We start from the raw sequence: 22549 nt of genomic DNA on the forward strand, positions 1-22549 counted from the left end.
CTTAATACAATCAGACCTATAGGTAAACTTATTTTGAAAAAGAAGGGAAGTGCGTGGTTGACCATTTCATAGAACCCGTGGTCCTAGTGCAACATTTTCCTTTTGGTATCACAACGCTTTTCCACCAAACTGTGCTATGCGATCCTTAACAGACAGAGTAGATAAATCTCGCACCTCATTATCCACTGGGTTGACCTTACCCAGAAAAAGTGGAGAGAAAGAAAGGAGTTTTTTCGGGTAAAATAAAATTTTGGAGGATGAAAAATGGTAAGAGAATATACAGCAGAATTCAAATTGGAAGCTGTTAAACTGGCAAATGAGCAAAGAAAGGCAGGTCAACCAGTTGCAAAAGTAGCAAGAGATCTAGGAATAAGGGATAGTGTATTAGGAAAATGGATGAAGAAATATAACGAAAAAAAGTCAGCGGCAAATGCATTTCCAGGTAGGGGTAGCGTGGCTCCTTACGACAAAGAGAGATTCGATTTACAGAAAGAGTTAGCAAGAGTAACAAGAGAAAGAGACATTTTAAAAAAAGCCCTGGCCAGTCAAAAAGAGTAAAATATTTTTTTATATAGCAAATACTATAAAGTGCAGGAATTATGTAGGGTTTTGAATGTATCTGCTAGTGGCTACTATAAGTGGACTACAAGGAAAGTAAGCAGTAGAGAATTAGCAAATAAAAGCAGATATTCAAAAAAAGCTTCTAAATGTAGATATGGAGCTCCTAAAATTCATGCTGAATTAAAGGCTTTGGGTAAAAGTTGCAACTTGAAAACAGTGCAAAGTATTATGCAGAAAAATAGTATTCAGGCTATATTGAGAAGAAAATTTAAAATTAAGAAACAACAAACGGACAGTAGAGTCGTAGCTTCCAATATATTAGACCAAAACTTTATTGTTGATCAACCAAATAAAGTATGGGTAACTGATATTACTTATATAAAAACCAAAGAAGGATGGCTATATTTGGCAATAATAATCGATCTATACTCACGCATGGTAGTTGGCTGGTCAATGAGCAGTTCAATAAATAAACAATTGGTTATGGACTCTTTATTAATGGCCATTAATAGGTGTAAACCTGCCAAAAACCTACTATTACATAGTGATCAAGGTTCACAATATACTTCGCAAGGTTATCAATATCTCCTAGCCATAAAAAACATAGATGAGTCATAAAGGTTGTTGTTACGACAATTCTGTTGTAGAAAAGTTCTCTAAAAAGGGAGCTACCAATCGACACTTCTAAGCACTCTAAACAGTATATTAGAACTGCTATATTTGAATATATAGAAATTTTTTATAACAAACAACGTCACTATTAACTATTGCATTCCTGAGCATTTTATTCTCTTTGTAAAAAACATTCCAAACTTTCTCTCCACTTTTTCTGGGTAAGGTCAGTGTATTCTTAGTGCACAAAGGTACAATTCTTATATAAAAATCTTCTTTGATAGGCTATATGATCAATACAAAAAACCATATAAAATTGCTTCTACTGCTGCCATGAGAAAATTACTTATTCTTGCTAACTCTTTAGTAAGAGATGGTAGAGTGTTCACTGAGGAATATAGTCCTAATTCTACTTTTATCTAGTACTAGCGTAGCTGTGAATAAATACGTCCACACACACTTTAAGTATTTATTCACAGCTACATCAATTTTTCTATTGACTTTTAACACAACTGCTCCATCTAATGCTTAGTATCCGTTCAGCAGAGTGGTAGAATAAGGTAGACAAGGTGATCTAAAAAGATAATCATAGAGCAAAAGTGAGGTAATGTGGTAAACCTTTTAGAACTTTGCAAAAATTTACAGCAAAAAATAGAAAAGTTAGAAGCAAAAATAGAAAGGCTGGAAAGAGAGAATGAAAGTCTAAAGGCAGAGAACAAGGCTTTAAAGATAGAGAACGCTGAATTAAAGGAAAGGCTTGGTTTAAATTCAAAAAACTCATCCCTGCCCAGCTCAAAAGAGCTATACAAAATAAAAAAGGACAAGCCAAAAAGCGAAAGAAATATTGGTGGTCAGATCGGACACAAAGGTAATTATCGCGCTAAAGTGGATGCAGATGAGGTGATAAAGATAGAGTTCTTGCGAATGCGGAGGGAAGATTGCAGTATGTGAAAAACCATATATTCATCAGAAAGTTGATCTGCAGGAAATTAAGCCGTATGTAGTAGAGTATCAGCTAGAGCATGGCCGTTGTCGGAAGTGCGGAAAAAGAAGAAGCAGCAAATTACCAGAAGGTGTTACATCAGATACATTTGGTCCAAAAGTTAAATCGATAATTGCAGCACTCAGCGGATTTTACAAGAATTCAAAGCGCGAAGTGGCTAGCATTATAAATGATATTTTTAATTTGAATATAAGTGTTGGCAGCATATCAAACAGTGAACACAGAGTTGCATCGAAATGCGAAAAAACATATGAGCAAATCGAACAAGAGATAAGTAGAAGTAAAGTTTTACATATTGATGAAACGAGCCATTATAACAAAGGTAAACTCGCTTGGTGTTTGCAAGCAATACGGCAAGTTTTGTAAAATTGACAGAATCAAGAGGAATGAAGGTTTTACAAAATAGCAAGTTCTGCAATCGCAATAGCTTACGACAGGTATGCAGCATACAACTACTTTGCCGATAAAAACAGGCAAATCTGTTGGGCACATTTATCAAGAGATTTTGAAAGATTAGCACATAGTTGGAATATTGAAGTTAAAGTTCTGGGTTGTTACTTGAGAAACGTGGCCACTGAATTATTTGCACTAAAAAAGGCCTTGCTAAAAAATGAGATAGATGTTTTTAGATTTACCAGACGTGCCAGAAAGTTGCGAAAATGTACAAGGTATTATTTGAAGGAAATATCTCGCTTACCTGAAGCAATTGGAGCTTCTCGAGTTGCAAAGAATATTTTGAAATCTGAAAGAATGATGTGGAAATTTTTAGATGAACCAGAAAATATTCCGCTGACAAATAACCATGCTGAACGGCAAATACGGCATTATGTCGTTTATCGCAAAAATTCATATTTTACCCAATCGAAGCGGGGAAATGCATTCCTTGAACGGATAATTTCGTTATACTTAACATGGAAACAAATGGGTCTCAATCCTTTCCAAAACCTCTTATCTATCGTCTCTCACACCACTTAGCTGAACGGATACAAATAGGTAGACAAGATAAACCAAAAAATCAAGAAGAAGTGAGTTTACAACAAATGGTGTCGTTCCAGTCTGGAATCCAGCTTTTGAGTAACCGTTCACAGATTTCCACTTAATTCTTCAATCTCACTAATAGAAAGGCCAGTAAATTTGACAATAGTGTTAACATCAACATTATTAGCCAGCATTGCTTTTGCTACTTCAATTTTCCCTTCAATTTTCCCTTCAATTTTCCCTTCCTCTTTACCAATTTTGATGCCTCTTTCTTCACCAATTTGGATGCCTTTTTCAGTAGCAAGGTCAAGTCTGTATTCAAGAATGGCTTCTTCCTTACGTAGATCCATTATTCTTTCTTCGTAAGCTACTAAATCTTTTTCATTCCAGCTAAACCTGTCTAATTCATCGTAGGCTAACTTTATTATTGGTGCTTTTTCTGCTATTTTCCTTAAGTCTTCTTCCGTAGTTTCATCTGCATATTTGAAGAAAAATAACCAACGATCCACTATGCTTTCTAGCTGTTCTTCCTTATTCTTAGGAAATTTAGGTAGTTCAATAAATACAAATTGAAAATCTTTTAAGTCATGCTCATTGGTTTTCTCATCTCTTATAGTGTGGCTGGATATATAATCAAGCTTATCAGGAAATAAATTACAATTAGAGATAGCAATAAAGAAAATCTTCTTTAAATCAATGTACTTACCAGATTTATCAGCTTGCCTTGAGTAAGCCTTAGCAGCATATAGTTGAGCTCGTTTTTCGAAGCCTTTATCGCGAGTAAGCTGCATTTCAATCACATACCTAGCCCCACTAGAATCCCTGCAAAGAACATCAACTATACTTTGCTTATCAGATGCAATTTCAGGATCCATTATAGTACTGAGGAATTCCACTTCTTGTATAGTATTTATCTCGGTAAATCCTAAAATATCATTCAAAAAATGTATGAGAATATTCTTATTTTTTTCAGTGCCAAATATTTTTTTGAAGGTCAAATCCAGCTTAGGGTCGAGAAACTTAGATAAAGCCATAGCCAAAGTGCTTAAAAATATTAATAATTATACACTATTATTAACAATTATTCAACCATATTTTTGAAGATAGCTAGTTTCTGTATTTACTTTAAATTGAAGGAAGCTCAAATGAAAGATCGTGTTTTGCTAAAAATCACAGAATGCAGTCTAACAGTGAACGGTTACGCTTTTGATCGAAAATGTTGTATAGTGCACAATCAATTTTTCTGGATCCAAGTAGTCAAGGCACTGCCTTTGTGTTTGAGGCAAAATCGGCTATAACACTTAACATACTGCCTTTGCAAACAAATTTCGTACAGTTATGTGTCAGCTACTTGCATGACACCATTGCCTAAACGGATACCAATAATTACCTATCAATCTCACCAAAAACTATATCGAGTGAGCCAATAATTGCTGCAACGTCAGCAAGCATGTGTCCTTTTGCCATAAAGTCTAAGGCTTGTAAATGCGCAAAGCCAGGTGCTCTTATTCGGCACCTATAAGGTCTATTGGTACCATCTGAAACTATATACACTCCAAACTCACCTTTTGGTGCCTCAACAACTGCGTAAGCCTCACCTTCTGGTACGTGATATCCTTCTGAATAGAGCTTAAAATGGTGAATCAGAGCTTCCATAGATTTTTTCATCTCTGCTCTTGGCGGTGGGGAAATTTTTCTATCTTCAGTTTTTATTGGCCCTTCAGGCATTTTCTCTATGCACTGCTTCACCAAGCTGATAGATTGCCTAATCTCTGCCATTCTAACTAGATAACGGTCATAACAGTCGCCATTTTGTCCGATCGGTATATCAAAATCTAGTTGATCATATATCTCATATGGCTGGCTTTTTCGCAAATCCCAAGCAAGCCCAGCAGCGCGCAACATTGGGCCACTAAAGCCCCAATCAAGTGCCTGTTTAATTGATGTTTCACTAATTCCTACAGTGCGTTGCTTCCATATCCTATTTTCTGTTAAAAGTTCATCAACATCGTCTATATATTTTGGAAATTGCTCTATAAACTTTGCAATATCCTCAATCAAACCTTCTGGAACATCTGCTGCAATTCCACCTGGCCTGATGTAAGCTGCGTGAAACCTTGCACCTGAAGCTCTTTCGTAAAATTCCAGTATTTTTTCTCTTTCTTCAAAGAGCCATAAAAGAGGGGTCATTGCTCCAACATCAAGCGCTTGAGAAGAAACGTTCAGTAAATGATTTAGTATTCTCGTCAGTTCACAAAACAAGACACGTAAATATTTTGCCCTAATTGGCACTTCACATTGCAACAATTTCTCCACACAAAGTGAATATGCATGCTCTTGTGACATTGGCGATACATAATCAAGGCGATCAAAATAAGGCAAAGCTTGAAGATACGTTTTATGTTCTATTAATTTTTCAGTGCCACGGTGCAAAAGCCCAATATGAGGGTCAGCTCTTTCAATCACTTCGCCATCCATCTCCAAAACAAGACGCAACACTCCATGTGCAGCTGGGTGCTGGGGTCCAAAATTTAACATCATTGTCTTTAGATCGGGCATGTCCAGTAGTTTAAGATATTAAAATTGTATAGGCTAAAGTGCGCTCAAAGTCAATAGACTTCTTGCATAGGCTACAATTGTCATTCAATAGAAACAAAAACTTTTACAATGGCTAATAAGTGTTGGTAAAACTAAGTCACTTTAGCTATAGAATGACAAAAAAGGTTTGCATTAGCCAAATTTTTAGTTGAAGTAGCATAAGAGGTTAAAGGAAAAGCTTTGTGTTAATGGGTTTATTTCAGGTATAGTATAGATAATACCACAATACTTATAAAATGGATCATGTTGTTAATGCGTATAATAGACTTGACACTCCTATAGTCAGGGGAGAAGGGGCATATCTTTTTGATAAAGATGGTAAAAAATATTTAGATTTTGCTGCAGGTATTTCTACAACTTCTTTAGGGCATTGTCATCCATACATTACAGATAAGCTGAAAGAGCAATTGAGCTCATTATGGCACTGCTCTAACATTTTCACTATTCCCGAGCAAGAAAGACTTGCTGACCGTTTAACAACCCTTACTTTTGCAGATAAAGTTTTTTTCTGCTCAAGTGGGCTTGAAGCAACAGAAGCTGCAATTAAGTTTATTCGTCGTTACTTTTATTCAAAAGGGCAAGCAAAACGTAATCGTATTGTTACAATTGAAGGAGGGTTTCATGGCCGCAGTATTGCTGCAATTTCTGCTGGAGGCAATGAAAAATCACGCGAAGGTTTTGCTCCGCTCCTTTCTGGTTTTGATAAAGTGCCAAGAAATGACATTAAAGCTTTGGAGAAAAAAATCAGCGATGAAATAGCTGCTGTATTTTTAGAGCCCATACAAACCGAAGGTGGAGTATATCCACTAGACGTAGAATATCTTCAAAAAGTAAGGGAAATAACAAAAGCTCAAGGAATAATTTTGTGCTTTGATGAAGTGCAGTGCGGATATGGACGCATCGGTTCTTTATTTTATTATCAAAATGTTGGCATTGAACCTGATATGCTAACCTGTGCAAAAGCTATGGGTAACGGTTTTCCTTTAGCTGCATGTTTAGTAAAAGATTACATAGCAGAAGCAATCACTCCAGGAACTCATGGATCAACCTATGGTGGCAATCCACTTGCCATGACTGTTGGTAATGCAGTGCTCGATATAATGCTAAAAGAAGGCTTTTTTGATCATGTTAAAAGAATTAGTAAATATTTAAAAGAAAAGCTGTTGCCTTTAGCTAAAGAATTTCCTGAGATGATTTTAGAAGTTCGTGGAGAAGGGTTACTAATGGGAATAGAACTAGCAACTCCTGTAGCTGATAAAATTATTAGTCGATCTCTTGATAAAGGTTTAATAATAACTAGGGTTTTAAACAACAAAGTAGTAAGGGTAACCCCACCACTTATCATTGAGGATGAGCATGTGAACGCAGCGTGTGATATGCTTTATGATTTGTTTTTTAAGATTAAAGATATATAAAATTCGGCAATATAAATTCAGGCTTGCAAATGCCTCTCATAACATGTAAAATTAATTTTATTTTTTATCACAATAACATCGTACTTTAATGGATTGGTTATTGGTCTTAGTATCATCAGCAATTTTTGTTTTGTTAGTTTTATCGTTTTTGTTCTCGGGAGCAGAAATAGGCTTAACCTCAATTAGCCGTTCTCGAGTTAATAAGCTAAAGCTAGACGGTAACAAAAGAGCCAGGGTAATAGATCGCTTATTAAATAGGAAAGAATTGACAATAGGAACGGTATTGCTCGGCAATACAATTATTAATATTACTTGCTCTGCTTTATTTACAGCAATATTTATCAATTTTTTTGGAAATGAGGGCATTCTCCTATCAACAATTATAATGACATTTTGTATTTTATTGTTCTGCGAAGTTCTACCAAAAACTTATGCTATTCAAAATCCTGAAAAATTTGCATCATTTTCTGCTTATTTTGTATTGTTTTTTGTAAAGATTTTTTCTCCATTGACGCTAGGTATTCAATTTATTGTTAACCTCATCCTAAAATTATGTGGGCTGCATAAAGATAAGGAAGTGATATCTGCAGCGGATGCAATGCGTAATATGATTACTCTTCACCGCAGTGAAGGAACTATGTTACAACAGGATTTAGATATGCTAAGCAGCATACTTGATTTGGCTGAGACAGAGATATCACAAATTATGACCCATAGAAGAAACCTATTTTCTCTTGATATAGATTGGAATAAAGAAGAGTTAATAAGAGAGATTTTAACCAGCAGTCACAGTAGAGTACCTTTATGGCAGAAGGAACCAGATAACATTGTAGGTGTAATTCACGTGAAAGCTCTAATAAATGCTTTGCGTGAAAAGAATAATAAAGCGGAAGAAGTGGACATTACCCAAGTTATGTCAAGGCCTTGGTTTATACCAGAAAGTACACCACTCAGCGTGCAACTTCACAACTTCCGTAAGAACAGGAAACACCTTGCATTTGTTATTGATGAGTATGGAGCACTGCAGGGAATTGTAACTCTTGAGGATATACTCGAAGAAATAGTTGGAGAAATTTCGGATGAACATGATTTGATTACGGAGAATTTTATAAAGAAAATATCTGATAATATGTATCACATAGAAGGAAAATCTACTATTAGGGACATTAACAGGCAGTTATACTGGAATCTCCCTGATGAAGAAGCTACAACTCTAGCAGGTATGATTGTGAATGAAATAGAGCGCATTCCTGACGAAGGCGAGGAGTTTTCCATGTATGGTTTTCGCTTTAAGATTTTAAAAAAAGATAAAAATATTATTACTGTTGTTGAAGTGCAAGTAAAAACTGGTAATATTAGTAGCAGCAATTAATTAGTGGAGTTTCATGGAAGATACAGTAAAAATAACGGCTGAAGAGTTGAAGGGTTACATAGAGAGAATCGAAAAACTTGAACAAGAAAAGAGGGATGTGCAAGATCACATTCGTGATGTATATGCAAAAGCCGCAGATGAAGGTTGGGATACAAAAGTGATGAAACAAATTGTTAGGCTGAGGAAGATGGATGATGATGACAGAGAGGAACAGGAAATATTGCTTGATACCTATAAACGTGCATTGGGAATGAGCTACGAAGAAGAGTTAAGTGAATAGCAGAATTGTAATTGGAATAAGTGGAGCATCTGGTTCTATTTACGGTGTACGTATCTTAGAAGCACTAAGAAATGTTAATAAATTTCTTGTACAATCCTCTGTTGCCCCTATACCTTCTTCTGTCATCCGAGTAGCTGACACTGGGATCCAGGGAAAAAGAAATATAGATTCCAGCGTCACGCGCTGGAATGACACCAAATTTGGTTATGAAACTCATTTAGTGATAAGTCGTGCTGGGAAAATAACTTTAGCTCACGAGATTAAAGAAAAACTTGAAGATATTACATCATTTGCAGATTTTTACTATTCTGAAGAAAAGATTGGAGAAAAAATAGCAAGCGGCTCATTTAAAACCTCAGGAATGATTGTAGCACCATGCTCTATGAAGACAATGTCTGAAATCGCATCAGGTGTTACTTCCAATCTATTGACAAGAGCTGCAGATGTAACGCTAAAAGAAAGAAGAAAGTTAGTTCTTATGGTACGAGAGTCACCACTACATCTTGGGCATTTACAAAATATGTTAAAATTAACGGAGATGGGAGCAATTATTACTCCACCAGTGCCTGCTTTTTATATTAAACCGAAATCGTTGGATGATATTATTAATCATTCTGTTGGCAAAGTATTGGATTTATTTGATATCAAATTACCTGACTTTAAGGAGTGGCAAGGAAGTGACAATTATTATTGATGGTAAAAAAATAGCAAACGACCTATGTGAGAGGCTATCACAAAAGATTAATGTTCTAAAGAGGGAGCATAATATTTTTCCTTGCCTGAAAGTAATTCTCGTGGGCAGCAATCCAGCAAGTCAGGTTTATGTTCGCAATAAACAAAAAAAAGCAGAATCAATAGGCATAAGTTCTGAGACCATTGTTTTGCCTAATAATATTTCAGAAGATGAATTGATTGAAAAAATCAATGAGTTAAATGAAGATCCATCTGTGCACGGGATTTTAGTGCAATTGCCTTTGCCAAACCATATTAGTGCAAGCAGAGTAATTAATGCAGTAAGTGTTGAAAAAGATGTAGATGGCTTCCATGATGAAAACGTTGGCAAATTAGTTAAAGGTGAAAAGAACTGCCTTATACCTTGCACTCCTAAAGGTTCTTTGCATTTAATTAAATCAATTGAAGAGAACCTTTCCGGTAAAAACGCAGTGGTAATTGGTAGGTCAAATATCGTGGGTAAACCAATGTTTCACCTATTGCTGCAGGAAAATTGCACTGTTACCATCTTGCACTCACAGAGTAAAGATTTAGCTGAATATTGCTCTAAAGCGGATATAGTAGTTGCAGCAGTCGGAAAGCCAAATTTTGTTCAAGCAGACTGGATAAAGAAAGGTGCAATAGTGATCGATGTTGGCATAAATAGCGTTAACGTAGGAGAACAAAGTAAACTCGTAGGTGATGTTGACTTTGAGGGAATAAAAGGGAAAGCCAAAGCTATGACTCCAGTACCCGGGGGCGTTGGCCCAATGACCATTGCATTTCTAATGATGAACACTGTTATTGCTGCTTGCTTGCAAAAGGGAGTTGATGCTTCCAATTTCATTAGTTGAGGTATGAAGAGGAAGCTGTATGAAGATAGAATGTACCACATCTCACAATTAATAAAAAATTGAGATTTTTGAAATTCCTCAGTAGTCAAATTTATTAAATATTTAGGATCATCATCTATTCTTTTTTCTCTACAAGTATAGCTAAAGTGGCTTAGGTTTACCTACAATTTGAAAAACAACAGATTCGTCATTCCGCTACTCGTTAGCGGAATCTATCCCGCGAATGAATCCATAGCTGTACGAACATTCATTTTTGAAGGTAAATTGCACAGCAAATGGTGTCATCCCAGTGCCCAGACACTGGGATCCAGGTTGCTCACAAGCAAACTAGCACAGAAAGTGGTTACAACGTTTTCGATGAGATTATATGGAAAACTGGATTCCAGTGCCAAGCACTGGAATGACATCGTTTATTATGTGATATCGTGCCATATTGCAATGTTCGTACAGTTGTGGATTCATTCGCGGTATCTCAGCAGATCCCGCTAACAAGTAGCTGGATGACGAATTACTTAACCGTCATGCTGCCGCGAACCGTCATACCGTGATTCATTCACGGTATCTCTTAGCCGCTAACAAGTAGTGGTATGACGGTTGTCGTTTAGCCATAAATATTAAGAAATTTACAAAACGAAAAAAAAGGCAAAAGAAGCCCCGGCTAATATCTATTTAAAAACATTGGCGTTTTTTAAGTCTTAAACACTGCAATTTAGCTGCTTTTAAATGCAATTCACCTTAGTTTGAATATTTAAGAAATTTACTAAGCAGAAAAAAAGGCAAAAGATGTCCCATGTTAGCTATATCAGTTAATATCAAATTTTTATAATTAAAAAATATGCTATTTTTTAAAACTTTCATTCTCCTTGACTCTATCAACTTCACAAAACAACTCTTGGACTAAATGTATCTGGCATAACACCTTTTGGTAACTTGCTACTTCTTTTTTTTCCGCATCTCCGACAACGGCCATTGATATTCCACTACATAAGGCTTGATTTTTGGTAGATTAACTTTTTTATGAATAATACTATGCTTCTCCTTAAATTGACCATTTCCCCTAAACGCTATTAGCTTCCTTAAAACTTACATTAATGCCTATTTTGCCTAAACTGAAGCGTCTTTTCCAATTTTTTCTAGCATCAACTCAGCAGCTTTTTGTTCAGCAATCTTTTTACTAGAAGCGCATGCAGAAACTTTACCATAATCTTCTATGCAAACTGATATAGTAAATTCAGGATTGTGCGCTGGTCCAGTTTGTTTTACAAGCTCATACTCTGGTAAAGGCAATTTGTTTTTCTGAGTCCACTCTTGCAGTGAGGTTTTAGGATCTTGAGGGGGGTCAAGCATGCCTTTAGCTAGCTTTTCCCAATATTGGGTAATAAATTTTTCAACATTTTCAAGTCCACCATCAATATAAATTGCACCTATTAGTGCTTCAAGCGAGTTTTCTAAATTTTTTAAGTTACATCTCCCTCCATTGCAGCGTTCACTATTATTCATGATGATAAAGCTGCCTAATTTTATTTCTTTAGCAACATTAGCAATAGTGTTGCCACACACTAAATCCGTCTTTCTTTTTGCCAATGCTCCTTCTTTTTCTTCAGGAAATAGTTTAAACAGTGTGGCAGATACGACCATATTCAAAACACTATCGCCCAAAAACTCTAGTCTTTCGTAGCTTACAATCTGGTTTTTGCTATTCCTTTTATTTACGCTTGGGTGAGTTAGTGCCTCTTCTAATATTGCATAATTTGTAAATTTATAATCAATGATCTTAGATATTGCATCATTCAAACTCTTCATACCCATTATTTAAAAGAAAAACACTTCCTACCACACCTTTATACCAAAGAATTAGTTTTGTTTTATTAAAATAGTACCAACAACTTCCAAAATGTACAGTTTAATAGACTTCTTGCATAACCATTATTTGAGTAATGATTCATCGATGTCATTCCGGCGTGTGACGCTGGACCAGTGTCGGCTACTTAGGTGACAGAGAAGATGTCTAATGTATACAACCCACCACCTCACTAATGTTACTAAATCCATCTCTCCTTATTAGTTCTGCAAGTTCTAGATTAATTTTGTTTACAACTTGAGGTCCGTGGTATATGAGAGCAGTGTACAACTGCACCAAAGAGGCTCCTGCCTTTATTTTTTTATATGCATCAGCACCACTTGAGATTCCTCCGCACCCTATCAATAATATTTTGCCCTTAGTAAATTTGTACATATCGCCCAATAACTCGGTTGAAAGTTTGAACAGTGGTTTGCCACTCAATCCGCCACTCTCGTTGTGGTGGGAATGTAAGTTATTCCGACTGACCGTAGTGTTGCTTACTGTTAAACCATCAATTTTATATTCCAATGCAAGCTCAGCGATATTTTCTTTCGTTTGCTGATCTACATCTGGTGAGATTTTTAATATTATTGGTATGGATTTAGAATTATCAATTGATTTCCGGGTTAGAGTTACGGATTTCAACAATTCCGATAATTCTTGCTTATTGTGCAGATTGCGTAAATTAGGGGTGTTTGGGGATGAGATGTTCAGCACTATATAATTGCTTTTTCCATATACCATCTTTATTAAATCAACATAATCGCTGATTTGGTCCTTTGATGTACTGTTTTTTCCTATGTTGATGCCAAAAATGCAATCATCAAGCTTAGTCTCACTGATCTGTTTAAGAAAATAGTCTATTCCTTTATTGTTAAATCCCAATCTGTTAATTACCCCTTGATCTTTAATTAACCGAAAAATTCTTGGTTTTTTGTTTCCATATTGTGGATTACGAGTTACAGTACCAGTTTCAATAAACCCAAAACCAAATGAAAGCATAGGCCTTATAACTTCTGCATTCTTGTCAAAACCTGCAGCCAGACCCACGGGGCTTCTGAGCTTATTACCAAAAAAATTCACACTCAAAGATTCTGGTAGCTCTATAGGTTTTCTATAAGGTGTTTTCTTTAATGCCATAATTGCCAAAGAGTGAGCAATTTCAGGCGGCAGTAAAAACAATAAATTACGTAATATCATTTTGTAAAACACTTTGCTTATTTTTAGTTTATTTTTTACCATGAAACGCTATAAGAGTATAACCATAACTTGAAAAGAAATTGATTTTACTTATGAATAATTTTCTCTATAGGTTACACACTTAAAGCTACTGTTGAATTGAGCAACTTTTACAAGATATAGAAAATGAAAGAGGCCGGGACCGGAATTGAACCGGTATAAAAGGATTTGCAGTCCTCCGCATAAGCCATTCTGCCACCCAGCCGTTTTTTATGTGTAGATATCCATTATATCTTTTAGCATAGATAAAGCTTCCTCCCTTTTGCGTTGGAAAGTGTTACGTCCAATGATTGAACCATTACCACCACCCTGCTTAATTTCTTTTGCTTCATTGCATATGTCATTCACTGATTTCGACTCACCACCAGAAAAAACTACTATTCTTTTTCCTGCAAAACAAGATCTTTTAACATATTCAATTCTTTTAGATAATGATTCAATATTTTTTGTTTCTATTTTCTCCCTTTCCAAATATTTAGTTGGAAGTTTTACTTTTATTATATTAGCGCCAAGCAAAGCTGCCATGTGCGCAGCATAGGCAATAACATCAACTGCCGTTTCACCTTCTTTGGAAATTCCTTCACCGCGTGAATAAGACCATAGCACTACTGCAAGCCCATAAGATTTGGCTTCAGCTACGATTTCACGGGCTTCTTCCATCATATCGAAACACTTAGCAGAACCAGGATATATAGTAAATCCAACAGCCAAGCAGCCCAAACGCAGCGCATCTTTCACAGAAGAGGTTATTGCTTGATCAGAAGTCAGATTCTTCGAATGTAAGGAGTTGGAACTATTAAGTTTCAAAATAAGTGGGAGCATTCCAGCATAAGTTGAAGCACCAGCTTCAATCATACCAAGTGGAGCAGCATATGCACTTACTCCCGAATCAACTGCAAGCTGAAAATGATAATGTGGGTCATAAGCATCAGGGTTAACTTCAAAACTTTTTATTGGCCCGTGTTCAAACCCTTGGTCTACAGGAAGAATTACTAATTTGCCAGTGCCACCAAGCTTTCCATGCATGAGAATACGAGTAAGATTTGCTTTTACCCCGGGGTTTTCACTTTCGTAGTGGTTTAAGATTTGTCTTATTTCTTTACTCATTAACGCTATGAAGTTCATTTAAAGTATAGTAAAAACCACAGTTGAAGCAAAGATCTTTTTATGGTTCTTGTCCTGCAGGTGTACCTAAAGATGTAATGTTAGGATTGGTGGTGTGCTGTTGTGGCTCTTTTTGGATTAAATCTCTAAAATACATTTTGACAATAGGAAGAACAAGTGGCATAAGCACTAGCTTGTAGTCATACCATGCAAATTTTTCTTTATAGCTAAATTCTGTATCTTCTTCATATAAACGCTGAATGCAATGTTCACTATATAGTTTAGACGCCTTTGTAAAAGTTCTAAGTAAAGCAATAAGTAATAAATCCAATGCTAAATTAATCATCAGCATTGTTCCATATTGAGCAGGCCAGCCATTTTGTGCTACCTCTGACACTAGACCACATATAGCAAATGTTGCTGCGATACATATCACATAATTATCAGCAGTAAGAAGCATATTTGCTCTTCGATTTAATTTATCCAAATTTTCTTCTTGTGGACCCCTTTGTTTACTTGCTGCATAAATAACACCACAAAAGGATATAATAAATAACAACGGCCAAATCCCTATGCTAAATGCATAAAATTGATGAGCGATGCTTTGCACCGTGCCACTATTAGCAAGTTGTGATAAGCAAGATTCAACTTTCAACGAAGGAGTAAACACCACATTTGCTAATATAAAAAATAAAAGTGCTCCATTTATAGCTTCACTTCTACGTGATAAAATCTCATCGACTTTTCTCTGCTTTTCTGCTATTTCTTCTTGTAATGTTGTAGGTCTACCAGGAGTTCTTCCTGATCTTAAGGCGTTAAGATGTTGCTCTAATTTCCTCTTGTTATCAGTAAGTTCCTGAAACTTTTTCTTTGCCTGCTCTTCATTACCTTTGTTTTTATCAGGATGGAATTTCAATGCCAGCTTTCTATAACGCCGTTCAACTAACTTGAGTATATCGTCAAACTCCTGGCTTATTACTTCTTCCGCTTTTATTCCTAGTCTTGAAAATAAATTCTGTAAATCGCGATTACTGTAATACTGATTTCTAGTTAAACTTGCCACTATAGCCTCATTATTCTTAAAATAAAACAAATATACTATAAGTGTAATAAAAAAACAAGAATTTCAAACTATATCAAAAGCAATTTTATTTTCTACTCTATTCATATAGATTCTTAATTTCTTTCCTTTTATTAATTTACGATTCAGTATTTCTTCCGCTAAGTAACTTTTTATCTCTTTTTCAATAAGTCTCTCTATCGGACGTGCTCCCATTTCCTTACTATAACCCATTTGTACAAGATAAGATTTCACTTCATCCTCTACTAAGCAGTTTATGCCTTTTTGCGTCAGTTGCTTTTTCAGTTCTAGGACAAATTTATCCACAATATGCAAAATCACATCCGTACTTAAGTCAGAAAAAGAAATAATCGCATCAAGACGATTACGAAATTCAGGGCTAAAAACCTGTTCTATTGCTTTTTCGCTATCACCAATGTTAAAATTTTTATGCCCAAAGCCAACAAAACTTTTGCTGCATTCAACTTCTCCTGCATTAGTTGTCATAATTAAAATTATATTGGAAAAGTTAACTTTACGTCCGTAAGTGTCTGTAACGCAACCATAATCCATAATTTGTAGCAATATATTATAGATATCGCTATGAGCCTTTTCAATTTCATCAAGCAGCACAACACTATATTGATTGTTAGATACAGACTCTGTGAGTAATCCACCCTGATCATAACCTACATATCCAGGAGGAGAACCAATCATCCTTGATATCGTATGAGACTCAATATATTCGGACATATCAAAGCGTATAAGATTCATGCCCATGCTTTCTGCTAATTGTTTTGCTAGCTCGGTTTTACCAACACCGGTTGGCCCTGCAAAAAGATAATTTGCTAAAGGCTTATTGTAATTTCTCAACCCAGATTTAGCAATTTTAATAGAATTAACAAGAGATTCTATTGCCTGCCCTTGGCCAAAAATCACCTTCTCTAGATTAGCTTTTAAAGACTTTACTTTCTGCAAATCATCAGATTCAGATCCGCAAGGCACATTTGTAATTCTAGTAATGGTATTCTTAATATCTCTACTATTTACAATTTTACCCCTGTTTCTTAGCAATTTACAATATGCCCCTGCCTCATCAATAACATCAACCGCTTTATCAGGTAATATTCGCCCAGTAATATACTTATGCGAAAGTTCAGCCGCAGACCTAATGGCATTCTTTGTATAATATACTCCATGATACCCTTCATAGTAGTGCTTTATACCATCTAGTATCTTTATCGTTTCATTAACAGAAGATTCTTTAACATTAATTTTTTGAAACCTTCTCGCTAGTGCTTTATCTTTTTCAAAACTAGCGCTGTATTCTCTATATGTGGTTGCACCTATACAACGCAGTGTACCTCTTGCAAGCGCAGGTTTGAGCAGATTACCGGCATCAAGAAAGCTACCACTTGTAGAACCTGCTCCAATGATAGTGTGTATTTCGTCAATAAAAAGGATAGCACCTGGTTTTGCCTCAATTGCTTTTATTATAGATTTTATTCTCTCTTCAAAATCACCTCTGTAGCGTGTCCCTGCAAGGAGTGATCCTAAATCCAAAGCATAAATTATACTGGACCTGAGTGCACTCGGAACACTGCCTTCAATGATCTTTAATACCAAACCCTCAACTATTGTTGTTTTGCCAACACCTGGGTCTCCAACATATAAAGGGTTGTTTTTTCTACGCCTCAATAATATTTCTATAGTGCGATTTAATTCATAATCACGACCAATAACATAATCTATTTTTTTGCTTCTTGCATAGTCATTTAAATTTTTACAATAACTTTGTAGAATTTCTTCATCTTTTAGTAGCTCACCTTTATTTACTGTAGTAGGAGCGTCATTATTTTTATCAAGTTTTACTTTATGATTAGTGGTGTATTCATCTATATCGTTAGAGTATTTCATGTTAGATATGTGGTAAATCAAATTGGAATCTTTCGCACTTTGTTTCTGCAATAGATCTTCAACGTATAAATCTTGCCCAGACAAAATTTCTACTAGAACACTTGCTCCATTTATTTCTTTTTTCCCCAAGCTATGAGCCCGTATTATTGCTCTGTGTATTATGCATTGAAACATTGAGCTAGGTTTAACTCCACTGATAATCAATTCAGAACTGCTTTGTAAAAACCCTTTTATATTATTATTATAATCATTAGCCTTAATATTGCATCTTGATAGAATGTTATCCATATTGATGATTTCATCGGCTCTGATATTACATCTTGATAAAACGTAATTTACATCCACGTCTTTAGTTAACGCCAGCAATAAATGTTCTACTTTCGCATATTTAAGATTAAAATTAGAAGCAATGAATAGTGCTCTATTCAAACTTGCCTCTAAGTTTTTGGAAATCATCTCCTATTCTCTTTAAAAGTGGGAACTCATATATAATGAATAGCACACAATTATTAAAAAAATTGAAATCCAGGAGTTCGCTGTAGCCAATTTGAATCCCCACTCTGGATTATAGCTTACACAGATAAGGCTGTCATCCTATATAGAAAAAAATCTGGATTTTAGGCATAGAACCCCCTATATGAATAAAGATTCAATAGAAATGCAACGTACATTGGGCAGATACGTCCATGTACGCTGAAGAGGATACGCTACATTTTTACTGAAATTTGATTGTTTTTAATAGAAAAGCCTGCAGGCGAAGATAAATTTTGAGCTCTCTAAATATCTCTACTGTCATTATAATCGGGCTTTAAGTATGCGGAAGTAATTTTTTGCGTTAGAGTAAAAAATTTTTTCTATAGCTAATCAAAGTGGGATCAAGAGAAACTTACCACTTTCTTTACAAAGGGTTTGATGTTACCATTTGACTGCCTATTCTGAATTTATTGAATGAACATTAACATAAAGAATCTAGTTCATGCTTTCTCTAAATTGCCAAGTTTAGGGCCATCATCATCACGCAGGTTAGTTATACATTTACTTCAAAACAAAGAAAAAGTTATGCTACCACTTGCATCTTTGATTAAAGAGCTAGCAGATCTTATAATAGAGTGTGAAGTTTGCGGAAATCTAGATACTAAGTCACCTTGTTCTATTTGTACTAACCCAAAACGTGACACTAAGTTACTGTGTGTAGTAGAAGAATTGGGTGATCTATGGGCGTTTGAAAAAGGAAATATATATTCAGGTTTATACCATGTTTTGGGTGGCAGATTGTCTGCGATAAATGGCATAGGTCCAAAAGAACTCAACCTTGATACTATTCTGAAAAGAGTGACAGAGTCTAAAATTGAAGAGATAATTATCGCAATTAATCCGACATTAGAGGGCCAAGTTACTGCACAATATATAATTGAATTGCTAAAAAATTTGGATGTGAAAATATCACGTCTTGCTTGCGGCATACCAATGGGCGGAGAAATTGACTATCTTGATGAAGGAACGCTGAGGATAGCACTTACTTCAAGACAAGAATATGAGTTAAATATAAAATAAGGCATGTGCTTAAAAAAACTTGTATCGCTAGTAACATTCAAAAAGAAAGGAATAGCGCCACCACTTAAAGTGGTGGCTTGGAAAAATGACCGCCTAAACTATAAGCAATTTTCAGGTAAATTCAACACTATAATTAAAACAATTGATCAGTCTTTTACAATAATATCTTTGGAAGGATATAGTGGATGGGGCAAGACGTTTTTTTTGAAAGAATGGGTAAAAGAGTTAAAACAGCAAAATGAAATTGCAGCCTATTATAGTGCATGGGATATCAATGCACTGGATCAACCACTTCCTTCTTTTTTAAATTTTCTATTTGAAGATTTATTTGCATCGTATGAAGTAAAAAGAAGCGTTATACAACAGTTCAAGAACATAAACCAAGAGCTATTTTCTCTAAACACACTAGGAAAGCTGATCAGTAAATCTCCACTTGCTATGCTTTCAGTATTTCTTGATGCTGCAAAAGAGGCTGATAAAAAAGACATAGGTTTTGTCTTGAGTGAATTAAGTCTTCTCCAAAGAAGAAAAGAGAGTACTAGAGATTTTAAAACACAGTTAGCGGATGTGGTTAATAAAATCAGAAAAGACAAAAACATTTATATAATGGTGGATAATCTTGATGTGTGCCGTCCTAAATTCGTTGTCGATTTTTTGGAATCTATAAAGTATATGCTTGATGTGGAGGGGCTGGTTTTCATTATTTCTGTAAGTAAAGATAAGAGTAATGTACAAAGAGCAATCAGCACAATACTTGGACCAAATTTTGACCTAAAATCTTTTACTGATCTCTTTTTACATTTGCCAAAACAACCGATAGAAAAATTTACAAAAGAACTATTTGAAAATATTAAATTACCGAAAAAATCAAAAAGTTTAATTATAGATAGTTTTATATTTTATGCAGAAAGTCTATCACTATCGCTGAAAACAATAGAATACTGCGTGAAAAAAATAAAACTATGTCTTCTGAATTATATAAAGGAAGAATTACCTGATCCGAATTTGTTTTCATTTTTGGTAATACTGCAATCGATAAATATTGATATATATGAGGAATTAGGTTTTTCATATCAAACAGCATTGGAAAAAATTGAAAGTGAATACAAATCTTTAGTTATAAATGGTCAAGAAGAATGGGAAAAACTTAAAACCTCTCTAGAAACTGCTTTTGCAGAGAGGGAGTCAAAAATTAACAAAGCTATAAAGGACATAATATTTTAAAAAGATACCCTACCTTTGCATATACAAGGATAGGGTAACATTTGATTAACGCCCTTTTACTATGTCATTACCTTGTTCAAACTTTCTGATTAATTCGCTTACATTGACATTAGATAATTTTTTACCTGCAGATTTGTCATTATGTGAAGCATCAGGTTTATGAAGGTCCTCCTTACTGTTACTCCTAGTAATATTACATCTAACAATGTTTGAATTATTAGACTTATCGCTTACATCTGAAATATTGCTTTTTTCACTACATGAAGACGAATTACTCGACATATCGCCTAAGCTAAAGAGCTTTTTACCTTGATAGATTGGATTCCAATCAAGTGGATTATAAGTTTTAGCTTTTTTATCAAGAGTACTGCTACTAACATCACTGCATGAAGATATGCCACTATCCCCTGAATCACGGCGTTGTTTGTTAGGAGTGCTATGAATGTTGTCTTCCATGAGTTTTTGCATTGTTGGGCCAAATGTTCTTCCAAGATTGCTACTCACTGTTTTATTACTATCATTTGCTTGAGAATGAGGTGCATTTCGCTCAAAAATCGCTTTTATTCCAGCAAATTTAGCTTGGGAAGATTTCGGAGGAACAGGTGGAGCAACTTTCTTAAGCTTTACTATTTTTTCTAACTCATTCTGCGACGATAACTTGGTCTCTGGTGCTCTTGGTGGTACCGGTGGGGCAACCATGCCTTTTGAGTTAATCTTTCCTTCATTTTTAGGAAAAATTTTTGGATTATTTTTTTCTACTGTAGTATTCATTTTTTTACCTCTAAGCCTATTAACTAGTAGAATTATAAACTTAGAGTATTAATTTTGTAATAACGATGCTAATAGGTTACCGCAGTTTCAATAAACATCACCAGAGGATTCTCTATATAATGCTTAAAGGCATTTAAAAATTTTGCTCCTAATGCTCCATCAACTGCTCTATGGTCAACAGAAAGTGTTACTGTCATTATTTCTGCTATCTCTATTTTCTCATTCATAACAATTGGTTGTTTTTTGGATGCACCAACTGCCATAATGCAAGATTGCGGCGGATTGATTATAGCACTGAAGGCTTTTATACCAAACATCCCTAAGTTGGAGATAGTAAACCCACCTCCTTGAAACTCTTCAGGTTTTAATTTTCCAGATCTTGCTCTGCTTACTAAATCTTTCACTTCTTTTGATATAGATAAAATACCCTTTTTATCAGCATTTTTTACTATAGGAGTAATTAGCCCATCTTTAAGTGCCACAGCAATTGAAATATCTACATTCGAGTATTTAAGTATTTTATTATCTATCCACGAAGAATTTATATCAGGAAATTTTTTCATACTGAAGGCCACAGCTTTTATTACTAAGTCATTGATTGTTACTTTGCTGTTTTCATCTGCTGAGTTAATCTCGTTTTTTAACGATATTAACTTATCAACCTGGCAGTCTACAGTTAAATAAAAATGTGGAACATTCTGTTTTGATTCAGTTAGGCGCTGTGCTATCACTTGGCGCATGTTGCTTACTTCAACTATCTCAGGACTTTCAGTACGTATACCACTGCCTAAAAACTCCAACACATCAGCCTTAATTATGCGACCGTATGGTCCTGTACCTTTTAATTGCTGCACATTAACCCCTTCATTTTGAGCTATTTTCTTAGCTAAAGGGCTTATTTTTATTCTACCTTCTGTTGTCTTAGTATCTTCTTCTTTTCTAGATCCCAGTGTCAAGCACTGGGATGACATTGAGGGGTTGGATTCCAGCGTCACGCGCTGGAATGACACCGAAGAATGACTTATTGGCTTTCCGTTTAAATCTTGGTGTTCTGATTTTTGATTATCAACAGCACTTTTTGTCACTTCCTTTTTAACTGCACTATTGATGGAAGTTGAAGTATAGTTGTTAAGTGCACTTTCATCTTCTCCTTCTTCCAGCATTAAAGCTATTGGTTGATTTACAGGCACGCCACTTGTTCCTTCTGTTACTAAAATTTTTGCTAAAACTCCTTCATCTACAGATTCAAACTCCATTATGGCTTTATCAGTCTCTATCTCAGCAATTACGTCGCCTACTTCAACTTTGTCTTGTTCTTTTTTATGCCACTTTACAATTTTTCCTCCAGTTTTGCTCATTGTCGGTGAAAGAGCAGGCATTAATATTTCTATAGGCATTGATTTTGCATTTAAAGATCTATTCAATTTTTAATTTACTCTTTATCTTATGTCAA

The 22549-nt window shown here is 35.2% G+C and carries 17 protein-coding genes, 1 tRNA gene and 4 pseudogenes; 11 read left to right on the plus strand and 11 right to left on the minus strand.

The features are described 5' to 3' along the window. Nucleotides 1-264 precede the first annotated feature (264 nt). From OPR57_RS08195 to tnpC, 3 pseudogenes are all read left to right on the plus strand, one after another. Nucleotides 265-1398: pseudogene (locus OPR57_RS08195) on the plus strand (IS3 family transposase). Nucleotides 1399-1404: 6 nt separating this feature from the next. Continuing rightward, nucleotides 1405-1596: pseudogene (locus OPR57_RS08200) on the plus strand (IS110 family transposase); the annotation flags it as partial. 186 nt (nt 1597-1782) lie between these two features. Further along, nucleotides 1783-3151 (plus strand): annotated as a pseudogene (tnpC, locus tag OPR57_RS07885) (IS66 family transposase). A gap of 107 nt (nt 3152-3258) precedes the next feature. Here tnpC and OPR57_RS06540 read toward each other — a convergent pair. Further along, nucleotides 3259-4188, minus strand: coding sequence for an Rpn family recombination-promoting nuclease/putative transposase (locus OPR57_RS06540; protein WP_265036354.1), 930 nt, complete (start codon nt 4186-4188; stop codon nt 3259-3261). Between the two features lie 352 nt (nt 4189-4540). Continuing rightward, entirely contained in the window at nt 4541-5713 is a 1173-nt protein-coding gene (locus tag OPR57_RS06545; protein ID WP_265036355.1) for an NADH-quinone oxidoreductase subunit D, read from the minus strand. Nucleotides 5714-5988: 275 nt separating this feature from the next. On the opposite strand from OPR57_RS06545, the gene OPR57_RS06550 reads away from it, so the two are divergent. The 6 genes from OPR57_RS06550 to OPR57_RS06575 all read left to right on the plus strand — a co-directional run bounded on the left by OPR57_RS06550 (nt 5989) and on the right by OPR57_RS06575 (nt 10788). Then, complete coding sequence (locus tag OPR57_RS06550) at nt 5989-7167, plus strand: aspartate aminotransferase family protein (protein WP_265036356.1); 1179 nt, start codon at nt 5989-5991, stop codon at nt 7165-7167. Between the two features lie 88 nt (nt 7168-7255). Then, on the plus strand, nt 7256-8539 hold the full coding sequence (locus OPR57_RS06555) for an HlyC/CorC family transporter (RefSeq protein ID WP_265036357.1): 1284 nt from the start codon (nt 7256-7258) through the stop codon (nt 8537-8539). 13 nt (nt 8540-8552) lie between these two features. Beyond that, nucleotides 8553-8819, plus strand: a complete 267-nt coding sequence (locus tag OPR57_RS06560; RefSeq protein WP_182319348.1) for a DUF2312 domain-containing protein — start codon at nt 8553-8555, stop codon at nt 8817-8819. Further along, nucleotides 8812-9513, plus strand: a complete 702-nt coding sequence (locus OPR57_RS06565; protein ID WP_265036358.1) for a UbiX family flavin prenyltransferase — start codon at nt 8812-8814, stop codon at nt 9511-9513. Before OPR57_RS06560 ends, OPR57_RS06565 begins: the two co-directional genes overlap by 8 nt. Continuing rightward, complete coding sequence (gene folD / locus OPR57_RS06570) at nt 9497-10384, plus strand: bifunctional methylenetetrahydrofolate dehydrogenase/methenyltetrahydrofolate cyclohydrolase FolD (RefSeq protein WP_265036359.1); 888 nt, start codon at nt 9497-9499, stop codon at nt 10382-10384. The genes OPR57_RS06565 and folD overlap by 17 nt, the downstream gene beginning before the upstream one ends. A 275-nt stretch (nt 10385-10659) precedes the next feature. After that, complete coding sequence (locus tag OPR57_RS06575; RefSeq protein WP_265036360.1) at nt 10660-10788, plus strand: hypothetical protein; 129 nt, start codon at nt 10660-10662, stop codon at nt 10786-10788. Between the two features lie 483 nt (nt 10789-11271). Here OPR57_RS06575 and OPR57_RS07890 read toward each other — a convergent pair. The 7 genes and pseudogenes from OPR57_RS07890 to OPR57_RS06610 form a co-directional block, all read right to left on the minus strand. Then, a pseudogene (locus OPR57_RS07890) lies at nt 11272-11407 on the minus strand (IS66 family transposase); the annotation flags it as partial. A gap of 81 nt (nt 11408-11488) precedes the next feature. Then, nucleotides 11489-12187 (minus strand): ribonuclease III, encoded by a 699-nt coding sequence (rnc, locus tag OPR57_RS06585; RefSeq protein WP_265036361.1) that lies wholly within the window; start codon nt 12185-12187, stop codon nt 11489-11491. 205 nt (nt 12188-12392) lie between these two features. Then, nucleotides 12393-13469: a quinone-dependent dihydroorotate dehydrogenase gene (locus OPR57_RS06590; RefSeq protein ID WP_265036362.1), complete on the minus strand. Its 1077-nt coding sequence runs from the start codon at nt 13467-13469 to the stop codon at nt 12393-12395. Nucleotides 13470-13599: 130 nt separating this feature from the next. Beyond that, a tRNA-Cys gene (locus OPR57_RS06595) sits at nt 13600-13671 on the minus strand. Between the two features lie 5 nt (nt 13672-13676). Continuing rightward, nucleotides 13677-14573 (minus strand): class I fructose-bisphosphate aldolase, encoded by an 897-nt coding sequence (locus OPR57_RS06600; RefSeq protein ID WP_265036363.1) that lies wholly within the window; start codon nt 14571-14573, stop codon nt 13677-13679. A 58-nt stretch (nt 14574-14631) separates the two neighbouring features. Then, nucleotides 14632-15633: a J domain-containing protein gene (locus tag OPR57_RS06605; protein ID WP_265036364.1), complete on the minus strand. Its 1002-nt coding sequence runs from the start codon at nt 15631-15633 to the stop codon at nt 14632-14634. 63 nt (nt 15634-15696) lie between these two features. Further along, nucleotides 15697-18003 carry an AAA family ATPase gene (locus OPR57_RS06610; protein ID WP_265036365.1) on the minus strand — a complete coding sequence of 769 codons (2307 nt, stop codon included), beginning with the start codon at nt 18001-18003 and terminating at the stop codon, nt 15697-15699. Between the two features lie 498 nt (nt 18004-18501). On the opposite strand from OPR57_RS06610, the gene recR reads away from it, so the two are divergent. Both recR and OPR57_RS06620 read left to right on the plus strand, forming a co-directional pair. Further along, entirely contained in the window at nt 18502-19101 is a 600-nt protein-coding gene (gene recR, locus OPR57_RS06615) for a recombination mediator RecR (protein WP_400772272.1), read from the plus strand. Between the two features lie 3 nt (nt 19102-19104). Continuing rightward, a complete protein-coding gene (locus OPR57_RS06620) occupies nt 19105-20325 on the plus strand; it encodes a KAP family P-loop NTPase fold protein (RefSeq protein WP_265036366.1) in 1221 nt (406 codons plus the stop codon). Between the two features lie 45 nt (nt 20326-20370). Here OPR57_RS06620 and OPR57_RS06625 read toward each other — a convergent pair whose 3' ends face one another. Together OPR57_RS06625 and OPR57_RS06630 are read right to left on the minus strand one after the other, a co-directional pair. Beyond that, complete coding sequence (locus OPR57_RS06625; RefSeq protein ID WP_265036367.1) at nt 20371-21096, minus strand: hypothetical protein; 726 nt, start codon at nt 21094-21096, stop codon at nt 20371-20373. A gap of 68 nt (nt 21097-21164) precedes the next feature. After that, a complete protein-coding gene (locus tag OPR57_RS06630) occupies nt 21165-22493 on the minus strand; it encodes a pyruvate dehydrogenase complex dihydrolipoamide acetyltransferase (RefSeq protein ID WP_265037590.1) in 1329 nt (442 codons plus the stop codon). Between the last annotated feature and the right edge of the window lie 56 nt (nt 22494-22549).

This window comes from Wolbachia endosymbiont (group A) of Anomoia purmunda (genome assembly GCF_947251545.1).
In the GTDB taxonomy this organism is placed as follows: Bacteria; Pseudomonadota; Alphaproteobacteria; order Rickettsiales; family Anaplasmataceae; genus Wolbachia.